The sequence below is a fragment of the Vibrio hangzhouensis genome, from assembly GCF_900107935.1.
Lineage (GTDB): Bacteria > Pseudomonadota > Gammaproteobacteria > Enterobacterales > Vibrionaceae > Vibrio > Vibrio hangzhouensis.
This window is the reverse complement of record NZ_FNVG01000025.1, coordinates 38,239-55,376: the sequence shown is the minus strand read 5'-3', so window position 1 is coordinate 55,376 and position 17,138 is coordinate 38,239. Positions and strand designations below refer to the sequence as shown.

The window sequence follows — 17,138 nt, the reverse complement described above, 5'->3', positions numbered from 1 at the left end:
AAAAGGGGCGAAACGCCCCTTTTTCTCTATATAAACCCATGTATCAGAATAGACTGTCACCTTCGGATTCATCGCTGGAATACAAAGTGTCGGTCAGACTTTCCTGAACGTACTCCTTAGGCTCGGTTCCGATCTTGAAGTACTCAAACATCGATGAACTGTCCGTTTTATTGGTCAGCAGCCCGGATTCACGATCGATACGCACACGAGTGATATCATTCGGGATCTGTTTTGAGTGCTGCGGACGATCTTCAAGTGCCACGTGCATAAAGTCGACCCATGCAGGCTGTGCCGTCTTCGCCCCCGCTTCTGCTCCGGTGATTTGGTCATTGCCCAAATTCGAGTTGGCTGTCGTGCGTCCCAGTTTTCTCTGGTGATCATCAAAGCCTACCCAGGCCGTAGCGACGATGCCCGGGCCGTAGCCGTTGTACCAGGCATCTTTGGAATCATTGGTGGTACCGGTTTTACCACCAACATCACGTCGTTCCAGTTTCTGAGCACGCCAACCTGTACCATTCCAGCCAGTGCCATCACGCCAGTTACCGCCACCCCAGACATTGCTGTACAGCATTTCTCGAGTCAGGAACGCCGTTTGTTCTGACAGTACTTTTGGTGCGTAACGCGGTTCATCAGACGTGAGATCCTGCTCCAGGAACTGAGTCATATCCACTGGTGCGAGCTCGGCGGCACTGGTGGCTTCTTCAATACTTGGTGCAGCATCTTCGGTTGTCGCAGACAGCATTTCAGGAGCTTCCATTTGTGGACAGTCCTGATGACAAACTACCTTAGGATTCGCTTCAAACTCCAGTGCGCCAAACGGGTCTTCGACTCTGCTGATGTAATAAGGCTCAACATAGTAACCCCCGTTGGCGAATACCGAGAAACCCTGTGCCATTTGAATCGGTGTCAGGCTGCCTGCACCCAGTGCGATGGTTTCTGAACGTGGCAATTTCGATTTATCAAAACCAAAACGTGTCAGATAATCCCGTGTCTCATCCAGTCCGACATCACGCAGCACTCTCACCGCCATCACGTTCTTGGATTGTGCCAGACCGATACGCAGACGAGTTGGGCCAGTGTAGGTAGGTGGTGAGTTCTTCGGACGCCATGCGGTACCTGCACTCTGGTCCCACTTGTTGATTGGCGCGTCATTGACCAGGCTGGCCAGAGTCATGTCTTTATCCAGCGCTGCCGCGTAAATAAAAGGTTTGATGCTCGAACCCACTTGTCGAACAGACTGAGTGGCACGGTTGAATTTACTGTGTACGAAGTTAAATCCACCAACCAGTGACAGAACCGCGCCGTTTTCCGGATTGATAGCCACGAATGCGGTATTGGCATTCGGAACCTGGCTCAAACGCCAGATGACGGCTACTTCGTCTACAGGCTTGTCTTCTTCGGTCTGGACTTCTTTGTCTTCTGGAGCCACATCTGGTGTCACGTCGAGATCGGCAGCGCGAACCCAGACTTGCTCACCGACGACAACAATCTCATCGGCCACTTTAGGAGCAGGGCCTTGACGATCATCATTTCGGAATGGGCGAGCCCACTTCATGTTGTCCCAGTTGATGCTCTGCAGGCCATACCCTTTGACGTATACCGTTGCAGACTGACCTTCTACCTGGGTGACAACCGCTGGACGCAGCTCACCGTAGGTTGGTTCGCGACGCAGGTGCTGGGCAATCTCTTCATCATTCAGAGCCGTTTGTCCCGGTTTCCACAGTACTTTTTCCGCACCACGATAGCCATGTCGTTCGTCATAGCTGAGCAGGTTTTTAATCGCGGCGATGTGCGCGGCTTTCTGCAGCTTGGAGTCGATAGTGGTGGTAATACGCATGCCAGACTCGTAGGCCTCTTCACCGTAACGACTTACCATCCAGGCGCGGGCAATTTCAGCGATATAAGGCGCGCTTAACTCGATTTCAGCACCATGATACTGGGAAATAATCGGCTCACTACGGGCTTCATCAAACTGTGCCTGCGAGATGTATTTCTCTGACAGCATACGCGACAGTACGACATTACGGCGTTGTGTCGCTCGTTCTATCGAATAGATAGGGTTCATGGTTGAAGGTGCTTTTGGCAAACCCGCCAACACGGCGATCTCGCTCAACGTCAACTCGTTGAGGTTGCGACCGAAGTAGGCTTGGGCGGCGGCACCAAAACCGTAGGAACGATAGCCAAGGAAGATCTTGTTGACATACAGCTCCATGATCTCCTGCTTACTAAGCAGCTGTTCGATATGGACCGCAATAAAGATCTCTTTGATCTTACGCATGATCTTCTTCTCATTGGATAAGAAGAAGTTACGTGCTAACTGCTGAGTAATGGTACTTGCACCCTGTGATGCGCTGCCCGATGCAATGACTGCCACTGCAGCACGGGTAATGCCAATTGGGTCAAAACCAAAATGATCGTAGAAACGACTGTCTTCAGTAGCAATAAGTGCGTCGATAAGTTCTTGTGGGATCTCATCGTAGGAAATTGGAATACGTCGCTTTTCACCGAACTGTGCGATCAGCTTCCCGTCCTGGCTAAACACCTGCATAGGCGTTTGCAGTTGAACATCTTTTAATGTGGCAACGTCGGGTAATTCTGGTTTCACGTAGTAGTAAAACCCGAAAATAGTACCGACTCCAAAGAGGATGCAAATCAATGCAAAAACCAACAGTCTCTTTATGAACTTCACCGGAGATTCCCTGATTAATTGAGGTTATGGGTAGGCAATTACTTGTACTCTAGGCCAAAAAATTACCTATAGGGTTAATTAACGCTTATTTGAGCGTCGATCTCAACCTTTTCGCGTTGTTATTGTATTTGCTGAGGTTATTTTTAATGGCAAGAAAATGGATTACTGGTATCGATATAGGACACTTCAGTGCCAAAGCGGTCGTGCTGGCTTACGAGGGAACTGATATCACGTTAGTAAACCACCTAGAGCTTCATGATTGCGATGCTATTTTCACCGATCCTCATACACTCAAGCATCAGGAAACTGTTAAGAAACTTAAAAATCTTGGAAAAGTAGCGCCGATATTCCGTAAAAACGCTGCCATTGCACTGCCTGACAGTACGGTGATGAGCAAAGTTGTCACATTAGAAAAGGGGTTGAGTGACCTGGAGCAGGAGTATGCCATTCATCAGCTAATGGGACATCAGACCCCCTATCCGAATCAAGCGCTGGCAATCGACTTTATCAAAGTGTCCGATACCCGTGAGAGCAGCAGCGAGGCTTTTCGGGTGCAGGTGACTCGACAAAGTATCGTTGATAAATGGAGTGCAGTAACCGCCAGAATAGGGCTACGGCCCTGTTTGATGGATACTCAGTTGAGTGCCTTGCGTGGACTGCAGTCGCGTCTGGTGCTGCGTCATTCCGAGTTCCGTGACTGGGCGGTTCTCGAGTTTGGTGCCACCCATGTTTCATTGGTGCCGCCACTCAGTTTGTCTGCCGATCAGGGCAAGACATGGTCTACGGCCAGTCATCAATACCAGCTGTCATCGTCTGCTACAGAATTTAAATCCGAAGCCGAACGGATTTTTGCCTCGGTAGCCAGCAAAGTCAGTTCACAGCTGCAACTCTACCGCTCCATGCTCGGAGACAATGCAGCGCCAGGCATTATTGTCACCGGCGGTCATGCCCATGATGACAGCGTGTGTGACATGGTGAGCCGCTATACTGGCAAAGCGGCGCAATGTTTTGATGCCCGTCAGGGGGTCCTTATAGAAAGTCAGGGTATAGGGATGGTGTCAGCGACATTCGCCTGTGCCATTGGCATTGCACTCAATGGCGTGCATTGGCTCAGAGAGCACGGTCATGGTTTGCGCTAACCTTCTTCCCTGGCGAGAAGGTCAACGCCGTCGACACAAACATCGCTTTCTTGTTCTGTTAATGTTGGCGCTTGTCATCGCTGGTGGGATAACGGCCATTTTGACATGGTATGCACAGCAACAAGCGCATCTTCAATGGCAGAGAACCCAGTACCTAAAACAGACCATCAGCGAATACCGTCAGCAGATCGCTGAGCTTTCCGACATCACCAAAGCCCATGATCGGCTTGAAGCCCGGCTCGAGCATGTGCGTACCCTGCAGGCTCAGCGCAGTAAGACCACCGCTATGATGAATTTACTGCCTTCCTTAATGCCGCCAGGAGTGTACATCGATAAGATCCGCATGGAGGGGACCCGCTTTAAGTTATCAGGCGTCAGTGACAGTACCGCTAGGCTGGCAACGATGCTGAAACATTTCGAAAACTCGCCAGCACTGGAACAGGTCGAAATGCACTCCATTGTCCATGGTCAGCTCCGTTTTGGGCGAAGCTATCAGGCTTTTGAACTCTCTTTTCAGGTGGTGGTTTCACAACTGCTGGAACTTGAACCTCAACCTCAACAAGGAGAGCATTGAATGGCATTCGCGGATCTTGAACTTGATGAAATGATGAGCTGGCCCCTCGGGGCTCAGCTCATCGTTGCGACTGTGCTGATGTTGGGCGCGCTCGGGGCAGGGTTGTGGCTGACGGGAAAACCGGCCTGGGAAGATTTGCAGTTTTATCAGCAGCAGGAAGGGCAATTAAAGCAGGAGTTACGCATCGTTGCGAAGCAGGCGGCGCTATTGCCCCAGATGCAACAGCAATATTCAGATTTGTCGAGCCACTATCAGCACCTTATCGAGCAACTTCCGGCTCAGAAAGAACTGGCCAGTTTGTTGGCCGCAGTCAATGAACAGGGGTTGAATAACGCTCTGACCTTCACTCGTATTGACTGGGGCAAAAAGCAGAGCCAACAGTTTCTTTACCGCTTGCCCCTAGATATTGAGCTGACGGGCAGTTACAACGATATTGGTCGCTACACGCAGGCGATTGCTCACCTGCCACGCATCGTATTGATCGACAATGCCGAGTGGCAGCGAGTGAGTCAGGAGAGCAGCATACTGCACTTTCGGGTCATGGCTTCGACGTTTCAATTCAAGCCCGGTGAGGTAAAGGAGGGAGGCGATGGAAAGAACTAGCCTGCTTTGTCTCTTGCTGCTGATGGGATGCAAAGCGAACCGCGAATCACTGCCGGATTTTGTCGCGGAAACGGTTCGGGACACGCAAAAGGAGGTGCAGAGTACGGCACCATCCCCCGAGTATAACGCCATCCCTTTTCAGGAAGTGATGGTGACCCCGTTTGATCTGCCAATGGTGTCTGCAGCGACTCAACCCTCTCAAACCCCTCGTGCCTGTTGGCAACCTGAGATGAGAAACAAACAGCCTCTCGAGCAATATCGCCTCAATGAACTGACCCTGAAAGGGTTGATGAGCCGTGGCGAGGGGTTGACCGGCCTGATTGAGTTGCCTGATAAGCGCATTGTGACAGTTCGTACCGGACAATATCTGGGAGAGAATAACGGACAAATTAAGCGAGTGACAGAGCAGGCGTTGGTCATCCATGAAACGCTGTCTGACGGACTGGGTTGCTGGTATCAGCGGCAGACCAGATTATCATTGAAGTAACGGAGAGAGTGCGTGTGACAGGGATAGCAAGAAAAGCGGGATGGCCGATACTGCTGTGGTGTCTGTGGGTTAACGCGGTATTGGCCAGTGTGGTAAGCAACTCGGTTACGGGGGTGACGTTTGAGCTTGATGCACACAGGCAGGGAGTCGTGGTGATTGATCTGTCTGAACCGGGTAGCGTGGTAAAACTGGAGGCGCTAGAGAAGGGGATTGGCATCGTCTTTAAACAGACCCGCATCGCCCCGGAGCAGGTAGCCATTCTGGACGTCAAAGACTTTGCTACCGCGGTGAATCAGATTGAAGTGTTTGATGATGCCCCGGACGTGCGCCTGTTAGTGGGCACCAAACAGACGGTGGATTATCGCTATGATCTCGTTGGGCAGCAATTGAGGGTGACCATCATTCCGTTGACACAGCAACAGAGCGATGAGCAGCGCCTGCTGGATAACAATAGCGGTAAGTTGACCTCTATTAACTTCCAGGACATCCCGGTACGTAACGTATTGCAATTGCTGGCGGACTACAATGATTTCAATCTGGTGGTTTCTGATAGTGTTCAGGGAAATCTGACACTGCGCCTCGACCGTGTGCCCTGGACAGAAGTGTTGGACATCATTTTGCGGGTCAAAGGCTTGGATAAGCGTGTTCGTGGCAATGTGGTACTGGTGGCACCAAAGGCCGAGTTAGATCAGCAGGAGCAATTGGCTCTGGAAAAACAGCAACTGACGCAGCAAATAGGAAGGTTGAAGTCGGAAATTATCAAAATCAACTACGCTAAGGCTGCGGATATGGCACAGATGGTTGGTGGCGAGAGCGCAGTGAGTATGTTGTCAGAGCGCGGGTCTGTGGCCATTGATGAGCGGACCAACTCGCTATTGCTGCGTGACTTGCCTGATAACATAGAGGTGATTAAGCAGATCATTGCCAAGTTGGATATTCCGGTCAAGCAGGTACAAATCGAGGCTCGCGTGGTCGCCATTAAAGAGGGCAACATTGAGGAGCTTGGAGTGCGCTGGGGGTTTACATCAACCAATGGCAACACGACTGTTGGTGGTTCGATTGAGAATAATCTGGCGGTGGCCGGGATTTATGATGACAACGTTAGCATTGATGACTTTCTCAATGTTAATCTCGCCGCAGTATCGGATAACGCATCGAGCATCGCTTTTCAAATCGCCAAACTGGGCTCGAATACCTTGTTGGATCTTGAACTGTCTGCACTGCAGAATGAATCGAAGGCCGAAATTATCTCCAGCCCCAGACTGATCACCACCAACAAAAAATCAGCGTATATCGAGCAGGGCACGGAAATCCCTTATCTCAAATCGACCTCCAGCGGTGCCACTGCGGTCGAATTTAAAAAAGCGGTTTTGTCACTCACGGTAACACCGCAAATTACCCCGGACAATCGGTTGATCCTCGACCTGAACGTGACACAGGACAGGGTTGGCGAGGTGTTGAAAACACTGGAAGGTGAAACGGTAGCCATCGACACGCAACGCATTGGAACGCAAGTCCTGGTCAACAATGGGGAAACGGTTGTGCTGGGTGGGATTTTCCAGCATTCCCTGGCAAACAAAGTGGATAAGGTACCGCTGCTGGGGGATATTCCGTTGCTTGGGGCATTATTCAGGCGAACCTATGAAAACATGGGTAAGAATGAGTTACTTATCTTTGTGACTCCCGAGATAATTGCTCAATAAGCGGCTGTAAACTCTCGAATAATTGAAATGGATCAAAAATAAAGTTGCATTCAAGGCACCTTACCTTGATAATTTCGGGTCTTATCACGACTTATCTGTGAGGAATTGGTGCCACAAGCCCTTTTTCCGAGGCTCCTTTTCGGTCTTTTCTTGTGGCGATGTCATTGAATTAACGTTGTAAATTAATGCTAAACATGGCTGAGAAACGCAATATTTTTCTTGTTGGCCCAATGGGTGCCGGCAAAAGTACAATCGGTAGACACCTGGCTCAACAACTTCATATGGAGTTTGTTGACTCTGATACCGTAATTGAAGAACGCACTGGCGCAGACATCGCATGGGTGTTTGACGTTGAAGGTGAAGACGGCTTCCGTAAGCGCGAAGAAGCTGTAATTAATGATCTAACAGAACAGCAAGGTATTGTTCTGGCAACAGGTGGTGGCTCTGTTAAGAGCAAGGACAACCGTAACCGTCTGTCTGCACGAGGCATCGTTGTTTATTTGGAAACTACCATTGAAAAACAACTGGCTCGTACAAACCGCGATAAAAAGCGTCCGCTACTTCAAACGGATAACCCGCGTGAAGTTCTAGAATCTCTGGCGGATGAGCGCAATGATCTATACAAAGAAGTGGCGGACTATGTGGTTCGTACTGATGATCAAAGTGCAAAAGTGGTAGCCAACCAGATCGTAAAAATGCTAGAAGAAGGTTAAAAGAAACCTTCTTCAATTAGGAGAGCATACCATGGAACGGATTACGGTCGAACTTGGTGAGCGCAGCTACCCAATTTCAATTGGTGCCGGGTTGTTTAATGACTCGGCTCAATTTTCCCAAATTCCAGACGGAAAATCGGTGGTGGTGATTTCCAACACCACAGTTTCCCCCCTCTACGCGAAAGCCATTCTTGAACAGCTGGATAAAAAAGGCTGTAAAACCTCATTGTTGGAACTTCCTGACGGTGAGCAGTACAAGACACTCGATACTTTCAATACCGTGATGACCCATCTGCTGTCAGGCAATTATGGTCGTGATGTTGTTGTCGTTGCCCTCGGTGGCGGCGTAATTGGTGATCTGGTGGGCTTTTCGGCATCGTGTTATCAACGTGGTGTGGATTTCGTACAAATCCCGACGACGTTATTGTCTCAGGTGGACTCGTCGGTCGGTGGAAAAACCGCGGTGAACCATCCTCTGGGTAAAAACATGATCGGCGCGTTTTATCAGCCACAATCAGTCATCATTGATACTGACTGTCTGAAAACACTGCCAGAGCGAGAGTTTGCGGCAGGCATTGCTGAAGTCATTAAGTACGGCATTATTTACGATGAAGCGTTTTTTGACTGGCTTGAACAAAACCTGGATCGACTCTATGCACTTGATCAGCAAGCGCTGACCTATGCCATTGCCCGCTGTTGTCAGATTAAGGCGGAAGTCGTGGCGCAGGACGAAAAAGAGTCAGGTATTCGTGCGTTATTGAATCTAGGTCATACATTTGGTCATGCGATTGAAGCAGAACTAGGGTATGGTAAATGGTTACATGGAGAGGCCGTTTCCTCAGGCACAGCAATGGCAGCGCATACTGCCCAGCTTCTGGGGGACATCAGCAGCGAACAGGTAGCACGTATTATAGCACTCCTAGAGCGAGCGAAATTGCCAGTACACACTCCTGAGTCGATGAGCTTTGACGACTTCATGAAGCATATGATGCGTGATAAAAAAGTATTGTCAGGTAAGCTACGCCTTGTGTTGCCAACCTCAATTGGTACTGCTCAGGTTGTGTCGGATGTACCTGGTGATATTATCGAGCAAGCGATTGATTTGTGTCGACAATAAATCAAATGCGCGACGGTTAGCGCTTTGAATGCTTGTTAATTGAGAGGCTCCGTGATGGGGCCTTTTTTAGTTCAGTGAGTATCGGAATAGGTTCGGGATGAGTTTGTCCTACGAATTGCGAGTATTGGAATTGGACTCGCAGACCCAGTTATTAGAACGTGTGCAGTTGCTGACTCAGTTTGCAGCTAACTTCGTCGTGGTTCGCGGAGAGAGCGGAAGCGGCAAGACCTGGCTGGCGCATCGTTACCTGGAGACCTGGTCACATGACAAAAACCAGTCTCTGGTCACTTGTTTGGCAAATCAGGGTGACGAGGTTAACCGGGGCAATATCTTGCGTCAGCTGTTTCCGCAGTCAATGTACAGTACCACAGATTCTTTGAATGACAGTGTTGAACGCATCCTTGAGGGAGAGGCGTGCAACATTGTGATAGTGGTTGATGATGCTCAACACATCTCTCAGGCCTTGTTGGCGGAGCTTTGGTTGCTGTATATCGCTTCCCAGAGTGTTGCCAAGCAGAATATCAGTGTGGTGATGTTCAGTTCGAGTGACAGTTTGCTGTCACGGTTGTCCCGCCTGAGTCATGGTCTGGAGCAGAAGCCGGTTGAACTGGAAGTCGACGAACTGTCGGCTTCTGAATCAAAGCGTTTTTTCGAGACCATGGTGCTGCGCTATATGGATGAAAGCGTTGAAAAAAAACTCAAAAGCGCGTTTACTAACACGAGACCGTATCCGGGAGACATTTTGGCGTTAGGAGAACAAAAGATGGAAAAGAAAGTGATCATTCGCTCGCTGGTTGGTTCACCTGCCAAAATAGCGGTCACGGTGGCTGTTATTGTATTGTTGCTGTTCCTGGGATACAGCTGGTTACTTAAGTCACCGAAACCGACCTCAGATAACACCATTGATTTACAGCTAGAGCAGACGGCCATTCCAACCCTTGGCCAATCTGGAGATGACGCAAGTGCGTCTCAGGCTCAGAAAGCCAACCAGGATATGCCTGGCGATCTTGAGGCCAGCGATGATTCGACGTCACTACCGCCAGCGGTAACGTCAGAAACCGCCAGTGTCGGAGTGTCTGAAACTGGTGAGCGTGTTGTGATCACCTCAGATGTGGTGGATGCGTTACTGGATGACAGAACCGAGATCGCAGCCCAAAAGGCCCCTGAAATTGAACAGGTTGTTGAGGCCCATAAGGCGGTTGAGCCTGCGGACACAACAGCGAGACTGAAAACGGCGATCACCTTCTCGTTTGCACGTGATGAGCTGAATGCTCTGCCGTCAAACAGCTATACCCTGCAGATCGCTGCAATGACAGCGCTGGAAGATGTACAGTATTTCCTAAATCAGCATAATTTCGATAAACCGGTGCGTGTGTACCCGACATTGCGTGGTGAAGAGAAATGGTACATTGTGACTTACGATCACTATCCAAGCATTCAGGCGGCCCGCGATGCCACTGAGAATTTGCCTGACGATATTCAGTCGCTTGGACCATGGGCTAAATCGATGAGTCAGGTGCAGCGTGAGATTGCCCGTTGGCAAGAGTAATGAGCTTGGGCGAAGTCACGCGCCTTATTGGGTTTTGACTGACCTTTCTGCCAGAAAGGTCAACATAACAAATTGAATTATGATATATTCCCCAGCCTTAATTTTTGGGGTGGCAGTAAATAGAGCAAGTAATGAAAAAGCAACGCGCCTTTCTTAAATGGGCTGGTGGAAAATATGGCTTGGTCGAAGACATTCAAAAGCATTTGCCAGACGCAAGAAAGCTGGTAGAACCGTTCGTTGGTGCTGGCTCTATTTTTCTTAATACGGATTATGAGCACTATCTGCTTGCCGATATCAACCCCGATCTTATCAATCTATACAACTTGCTAAAGACGCAGCCAGAGCAATACATTGCTGAAGCAAAGCGTTTCTTTACCCCAGAGCACAACCGTAAAGAGGTTTATCTGGACATTCGCGCTGAGTTTAATCAAAGCGACGACGTGATGTTCCGCTCGGTTGCGTTTCTCTACATGAATCGGTTTGGCTTTAATGGCCTGTGTCGTTACAACAAGAAAGGCGGCTTCAACGTGCCTTTCGGCTCGTACAAAAAACCGTACTTTCCGGAAAGTGAAATGGAGTTTTTTGCAGAGAAAGCCAAGAAGGCGACTTTTGTCTGCGAGGGCTACCACGATACCTTTAAGCGTGCACGTAAGGGCAGTGTGATTTACTGTGACCCGCCTTATGCTCCGCTGTCCAACACCGCGAATTTTACCTCTTATGCTGGTAACGGGTTTACCCTTGACGATCAGGCGGCTCTTGCTGATGTAGCTGAGCATGCTGCGTTTGACCGAGGGATCCCTGTACTGATATCAAACCACGATACGACATTGACCCGCCGCCTTTATCACGGTGCTCAGCTCAATGTGGTGAAGGTGAAACGTACCATCAGTCGAAATGGTGCTGGTCGTAATAAGGTTGACGAATTATTGGCATTATTTGAGCCGCGAGACCAATAACTCGCGCTCAAGGGCTAGGATTTAAGCAACCGCTTCGGTAGAATTGCGCGCACTGTTACTTTATTGTAAACACGCTTGCAAACCATTTCACTGAGGTTAGGTATGAAAGACTTTCTTATTGCTCCATCCATTCTCTCTGCAGACTTTGCTCGTTTGGGTGAAGACGTTGAAAAAGTACTCGCTGCGGGTGCTGACGTTGTTCACTTTGACGTGATGGATAACCACTACGTCCCTAACCTGACGTTTGGTGCTCCTATCTGTAAAGCGCTTCGCGATTATGGCATTACCGCACCTATCGATGTGCACCTGATGGTTAAACCTGTGGACAGTATTGTTCCGGACTTCGCGAAAGCAGGTGCAAGCATGATTACCTTCCACGTGGAAGCGTCTGAACACATTGACCGTACACTGCAACTGATCAAAGAACACGGTTGTCAGGCCGGTGTTGTCCTCAATCCAGCGACGCCATTGTCTTGCCTTGATTACATCATGGATAAGGTTGATCTGATTCTGCTGATGTCGGTTAACCCGGGCTTTGGTGGTCAGTCGTTTATCCCATCGACATTGGATAAACTGCGTGAAGTTCGTAAGCGTATCGATGCCTCTGGCCGCGACATTCGTCTGGAAATCGATGGCGGCGTTAAAGTGGATAATATTCGTGAAATCGCCGAAGCCGGTGCAGACATGTTCGTTGCAGGTAGTGCTATCTTCAATCGCCCTGATTACAAAGAGGTGATTGATGAGATGCGCGCAGAACTGGCAAAAGTAACAAACAAGTAAGTTGGATGCAGTTAATGAGCGCAATTAAACTCGTCGTTTTTGATTTGGATGGGACGCTTCTCGATAGTGTGCCGGACCTGGCTCAGGCTGCCGATCAGGCGGTTCAGGAACTGGGTTACCCGAGTGTGTCGGAGCTGCAGGTGCGAGATTACGTCGGCAATGGCGCCGATATCTTGATCGGTCGTTCACTCAGTCAGAGTATCGAGGTTGATCCATCGTTATCTCCTGAATTATTGACTCAGGCGCGCACGCTGTTTGATGACTTTTACAAGGCGAGTGGCCATAAACTGAGCCATCTGTACCCTGCGGTCCATCAAACACTGGATACCCTGGTCGCCCATGGCTTTACCCTGGCGTTACTAACCAATAAACCGTCGAAATTTGTCCCGGAGCTGCTTGAGCAGCACAAACTGGACAAGTACTTTAAGCATGTTCTGGGCGGAGATGCGTTCCCGAAACGCAAGCCGGATCCTATTGCGCTGCACTGGTTGATGGAGCAAGAGCAGCTGTCGGCGCAGCAGGTGCTGATGGTGGGCGATTCCAAAAACGACATTCTCGCGGCTCGCAATGCGGGTTGCCAGGCATTTGGTTTGACCTATGGATATAACCATGGTGAGCCTATCGCTAATGCGAACCCAGATTTTGTCGCAGACATTGTCTCTGATGTGCTAACTGCGGTTGGAATTGATGCCTGACGGTCTTCCATTCCACAAAATGTCTTAAGCAGCACGAAAAGCGCTGCAAAGGACTAGAAAAATACTCGCCAATGAGTACACTGCTAAAACCGCGTAAGATATTACGCGGTTTTTCATTATCCTAATTATCTCGTCAAGAAGTCGAAGGAATCATAATCATGAGCAAACCCATTGTATTAAGTGGTGTTCAGCCGTCAGGTGAACTAAGTATCGGTAACTACTTGGGTGCTCTACGTCAATGGCATCATATGCAAGACGACTATGACTGCCAGTACTGCGTTGTTGACCTTCATGCCATCACGGTTCGTCAGGATCCAAAAGCCTTGCATGAAGCGACACTAGACGCACTGGCAATCTGCCTTGCGGTTGGTGTTGATCCGAAGAAGAGCACGCTATTTGTTCAGTCACACGTACCAGAGCATGCTCAACTTGGTTGGCTTCTTAACTGCTACACCCAAATGGGCGAACTGAATCGTATGACTCAGTTTAAAGACAAATCACAGCGTTATGCCAACGATGTTAACGTGGGGCTGTACGATTACCCTGTACTGATGGCCGCGGATATCCTGCTTTACGGTGCGCATCAAGTGCCTGTAGGTAGTGATCAGAAGCAACACCTTGAGTTGGCACGTGATATTGCGACTCGCTTCAATAACATCTATAGCCCGGAAGCACCGATCTTCACCGTTCCTGAGCCGTACATTCCTACGGTCAACGCGCGCGTAATGAGCCTGCAGGATGCGACCAAGAAGATGTCTAAATCGGATGACAACCGTAAGAACGTTATCACGTTGCTGGAAGAGCCAAAGTCTATCATCAAGAAGATCAATAAGGCGCAAACAGACACCGAGACTCCGCCACGTATTGCTCACGACTGGGACAACAAAGCGGGTATCTCGAACCTGATGGGACTGTATTCTGCCGCTACAGGTAAGACGTTTGAAGAGATTGAAGCGCAGTACGCTGGTGTTGAGATGTATGGCCCATTCAAGAAAGATGTGGGTGAAGCTTTGGTTGCGATGCTTGAACCAATCCAGGCAGAATACCACCGTATCCGTGAAGATCGTGCCTATATGGATGAAGTGATGCGTCAGGGTGCTGAAAAAGCCTCCGCTCGTGCTGCAGAGACGTTGGCAGCAGCCTATAAGGCCGTTGGTTTTGTGACTCGCCCATAATGGCCTAACCACTGACTAAAATACTGCTAAGCCCTCAGATTTTTCTGGGGGCTTTTTTTTGTTTCTGGCCGCGCTTTATTGGCCAGTTTTCCATTTCTCACCCTCACTAACGGTTCCTGTTGAATATTTGGCACATGCTGGATTGTACCAAATTCAAATTAGATCTATCTCTCATTTAACTGAATAGTCATTTTTCATTTACATACTAAATGACAACACTCGTCTCGAAAATAACAACTCTTATATTCAATCATGTGCAATAAAAGGCAAGGAGTATCATTGCCTGTGAATTCGAGGTGAACAATGACACGCACAAATCCAAAGCAGTGGTTAGCGTTAGCCATATCCTCCATCCTAGCCGGAGGCGCCAACGCCGAGATCTTCCTCTCACAATATGTTGAAGGAGGGGGCTACAACAAAGCCATCGAAATTGCCAATTCAGGAGACAGCGAGGTCTCGCTGGCCGGTTACCACTTGGCGAAATCACCTAATGGTAACGGAAGTTGGGATACGTTGGATCTCTCTGGCTACAGCATCCCGGCTCAATCAGTACTGGTTTTCGCAAATTCTCAGGCAAGCGAGACGATTCAGTCTATCGCTGCGGTCACAACTTCTCACCAGGTACTGAATTTTAATGGCGATGATCCGGTCGCATTACTGAATGGCAATGAGGAGGTCATAGACGTCATCGGTGCCATGGGTGAGCTGTTTGGAAAAGACAAAACGCTGGTTCGTTATCAGCCGTACTATCAGCCGTCTTCCTCGTTTCAGCCGAATCAGTGGGCAACACTAGCGAAAGATGACATAACGGGCTTAGGTCAATTAGATAGTTTGACTCCACCACAGGCATTTCAGTGTCTGGATAATGGTGAGGCTCCGACCTTTACTGAGATCCAGACCATTCAGGGAGAAGGTAATCGTTCACCATTTATCAGTGGTTACCCCTACATCACCAGTGAGTACTTCTTTGTCCAGGGTGTGGTCTCCGCAGTCAGTTCTGGAATCAATCAGGGCTTCTATCTGCAGGCGCTGCAAGATGACCATAATCCACTGACGTCAAATGGGCTGTTTGTCTATACCCAGTCCAACCCCGATTTGGTGGCTGGCGATGTGGTGTGTGTCAAAGGGCAAGTGCAGGAGTACTACGGTCAGACTCAGCTCAAACTGAACGACAGTGACTGGCATAAACAAGGTGAACAAGCCGCGCCTGAAGCGACTCCGGTCGAAGTGATTGAGTCGGATGAGAACTTTGAGCAAACACTGGAGCGCTATGAGGGCATGCTGGTGAGTTTGCCAAAAACGCTGGACATGCGTGTCACCCGCACTTTTGGTTATGACTATGCTGCACGTCGCAACAATATGGTGCTTGCTCACCAGCGTGTTAACTTGCATCCCAATCAGCAGTTTGCTGCAGGATCGGCGCAGGCAGTGGCACAAAGTGAAGATAACGGGCTAAGGCGCCTGTTTGTAGAGAGTTTCAAGCCAGCCGCTAACGGCACGGTACCTTATTACCCGCAATTTGGTCGCACCGACGTGGATCAGGATGGCAGCACAGACGATTACATCCGTATCAACGATACGCTGTTCGACATCGAAGGGGTGATTGGTTACAGCTACGGTGATTACCGCTTGTTTGTGACTAATACCATTTCAGCCGAGAATTTTGTTCGCAACACGCTTCGCACAGACCTGCCTGAACTGTTTGATCAGCCATGGAATAAAAAAGATCTGCGTGTCGCCACATTCAATGTACTGAACTATTTCACCTCTCCTTTTGGTGGTGATGAAAATCGCTTCGGTGGCAACCGCGGGGCAAGCAACCTGGCAGAGTTTGAAGTTCAGCAAGAGAAGATCCTCAATGCACTCATCAGACTGGATGCCGATATCATCGGTTTGATGGAAATCGAAAACAACGGCTTTGGCGACAATGGGGCTATCGCTCAGTTGGTGCGAGAGTTGAACGCTCGCATCGATAACAAGAAACACCATTATGCGTTTGTGGCGCTAGACAGTAATCAGGATGGCGTGACCGACCAACTGGACGCGGTGGGCACCGATGCGATCACAACCGGAGTGATCTATCGTGCTAAGAGTGTCAAGCTCATGCAAGTGAATCTGTTTGAGATGCCGCGTCAGGTGGCACCAGAGGTATTGGATGATAAAGGCAAAGTGATTGAAGATGGTAAGAATTATCAGCGCAACACACTGGCACCAACCTTCAAGGTAAAAGGCAGCAAACAACCACTCACGGTCGCCGTGAACCACTTCAAGTCGAAAGGCTCTAAGTGCTGGGAAGACGCTGCACCGGTCTCGGAGGGCGGTCAAGCCGGAAAAGACCTGGATCAACAAGGTTCTTGTGAGCAGTTCCGAGTTGCCGCTGCGGTGGCGCTAGGGCAGGCACTACAGGACATCGAAGGGCATAAAGTGGTATTGGGTGACTTCAATGCTTACGGCAAAGAAGATCCGCTACTGGTGCTGACGGACTACAGCCCGGAAAAATATGGCAAAACGATTCGCGCAGCGCGCAATACTTTCATCGGTGAGCAAGAGCAGTTTGGTGATGAGGGCGCTGCAATCACTCACAGCTATGGCTACGTCAATGTATTAGGTGAAATGCATCCTCAGGGATGGAGCTACTCGTATAACGATGAGGTGGGAGCGCTCGACCATATTCTGATCAGTCCAAGCCTGTCAACGCGAGTGGTGGATGCAACGGAATGGCACATCAATGCCGCGGAGTCGACCTTGTTTGATTACAACGATGAGTACAAGAATGGCTTCCCGAAATATCATGATCACTATCGTTCTTCCGATCACGATCCTGCGGTCATTGATTTAAACATGAAAGGTGGCTCGATTGGTGTGTTAGGGCTTTCGGCAATGATGCTTATCGGCTTACGCCGACGCAGACAGGGCTAATTTGTCGGTTCTTTTCGGCTCAGAACTCGTCGTGAACGT

14 protein-coding genes are annotated in these 17,138 nt (G+C 49.5%); 13 read left to right on the top strand and 1 reads right to left on the bottom strand.

Features of this window, described 5'->3' with window-relative positions; translation table 11 throughout:
- Window positions 1-43: 43 nt before the first annotated feature.
- The gene (locus C4S60_RS19380) at window positions 44-2,689 is read right to left on the bottom strand and encodes a penicillin-binding protein 1A (RefSeq protein ID WP_103881988.1); all 2,646 of its coding nucleotides are present in this window, start codon (window positions 2,687-2,689) and stop codon (window positions 44-46) included.
- A gap of 146 nt (window positions 2,690-2,835) precedes the next feature.
- On the opposite strand from C4S60_RS19380, the gene pilM reads away from it, so the two are divergent.
- From pilM to C4S60_RS19315, 13 genes are all read left to right on the top strand, one after another.
- Entirely contained in the window at window positions 2,836-3,828 is a 993-nt protein-coding gene (gene pilM / locus C4S60_RS19375) for a pilus assembly protein PilM (protein ID WP_103881987.1), read from the top strand.
- On the top strand, window positions 3,815-4,402 hold the full coding sequence (locus tag C4S60_RS19370) for a PilN domain-containing protein (protein WP_160111388.1): 588 nt from the start codon (window positions 3,815-3,817) through the stop codon (window positions 4,400-4,402). The genes pilM and C4S60_RS19370 overlap by 14 nt, the downstream gene beginning before the upstream one ends.
- Window positions 4,403-5,005: a type IV pilus inner membrane component PilO gene (locus C4S60_RS19365; protein WP_103881985.1), complete on the top strand. Its 603-nt coding sequence runs from the start codon at window positions 4,403-4,405 to the stop codon at window positions 5,003-5,005.
- Window positions 4,992-5,492, top strand: coding sequence for a pilus assembly protein PilP (locus C4S60_RS19360; protein WP_103881984.1), 501 nt, complete (start codon window positions 4,992-4,994; stop codon window positions 5,490-5,492). The genes C4S60_RS19365 and C4S60_RS19360 overlap by 14 nt, the downstream gene beginning before the upstream one ends.
- Window positions 5,493-5,506: 14 nt before the next feature.
- Window positions 5,507-7,195 (top strand): type IV pilus secretin PilQ, encoded by a 1,689-nt coding sequence (locus C4S60_RS19355; RefSeq protein ID WP_425275146.1) that lies wholly within the window; start codon window positions 5,507-5,509, stop codon window positions 7,193-7,195.
- A 194-nt stretch (window positions 7,196-7,389) separates the two neighbouring features.
- On the top strand, window positions 7,390-7,908 hold the full coding sequence (gene aroK, locus C4S60_RS19350) for a shikimate kinase AroK (protein ID WP_103882003.1): 519 nt from the start codon (window positions 7,390-7,392) through the stop codon (window positions 7,906-7,908).
- A 31-nt stretch (window positions 7,909-7,939) separates the two neighbouring features.
- Complete coding sequence (aroB, locus tag C4S60_RS19345) at window positions 7,940-9,025, top strand: 3-dehydroquinate synthase (protein ID WP_103881983.1); 1,086 nt, start codon at window positions 7,940-7,942, stop codon at window positions 9,023-9,025.
- Between the two features lie 97 nt (window positions 9,026-9,122).
- Window positions 9,123-10,574 (top strand): SPOR domain-containing protein, encoded by a 1,452-nt coding sequence (locus C4S60_RS19340; RefSeq protein ID WP_103881982.1) that lies wholly within the window; start codon window positions 9,123-9,125, stop codon window positions 10,572-10,574.
- 131 nt (window positions 10,575-10,705) lie between these two features.
- Window positions 10,706-11,530, top strand: a complete 825-nt coding sequence (locus C4S60_RS19335) for a Dam family site-specific DNA-(adenine-N6)-methyltransferase (protein ID WP_103881981.1) — start codon at window positions 10,706-10,708, stop codon at window positions 11,528-11,530.
- A 102-nt stretch (window positions 11,531-11,632) separates the two neighbouring features.
- A complete protein-coding gene (gene rpe, locus C4S60_RS19330; protein ID WP_103881980.1) occupies window positions 11,633-12,310 on the top strand; it encodes a ribulose-phosphate 3-epimerase in 678 nt (225 codons plus the stop codon).
- A gap of 14 nt (window positions 12,311-12,324) precedes the next feature.
- Window positions 12,325-13,005, top strand: a complete 681-nt coding sequence (locus tag C4S60_RS19325; RefSeq protein ID WP_103881979.1) for a phosphoglycolate phosphatase — start codon at window positions 12,325-12,327, stop codon at window positions 13,003-13,005.
- Window positions 13,006-13,163: 158 nt separating this feature from the next.
- Window positions 13,164-14,180, top strand: a complete 1,017-nt coding sequence (gene trpS, locus C4S60_RS19320) for a tryptophan--tRNA ligase (RefSeq protein ID WP_103881978.1) — start codon at window positions 13,164-13,166, stop codon at window positions 14,178-14,180.
- A gap of 303 nt (window positions 14,181-14,483) precedes the next feature.
- A complete protein-coding gene (locus C4S60_RS19315; protein ID WP_103881977.1) occupies window positions 14,484-17,099 on the top strand; it encodes an ExeM/NucH family extracellular endonuclease in 2,616 nt (871 codons plus the stop codon).
- The last annotated feature ends 39 nt before the right edge of the window (window positions 17,100-17,138 follow it).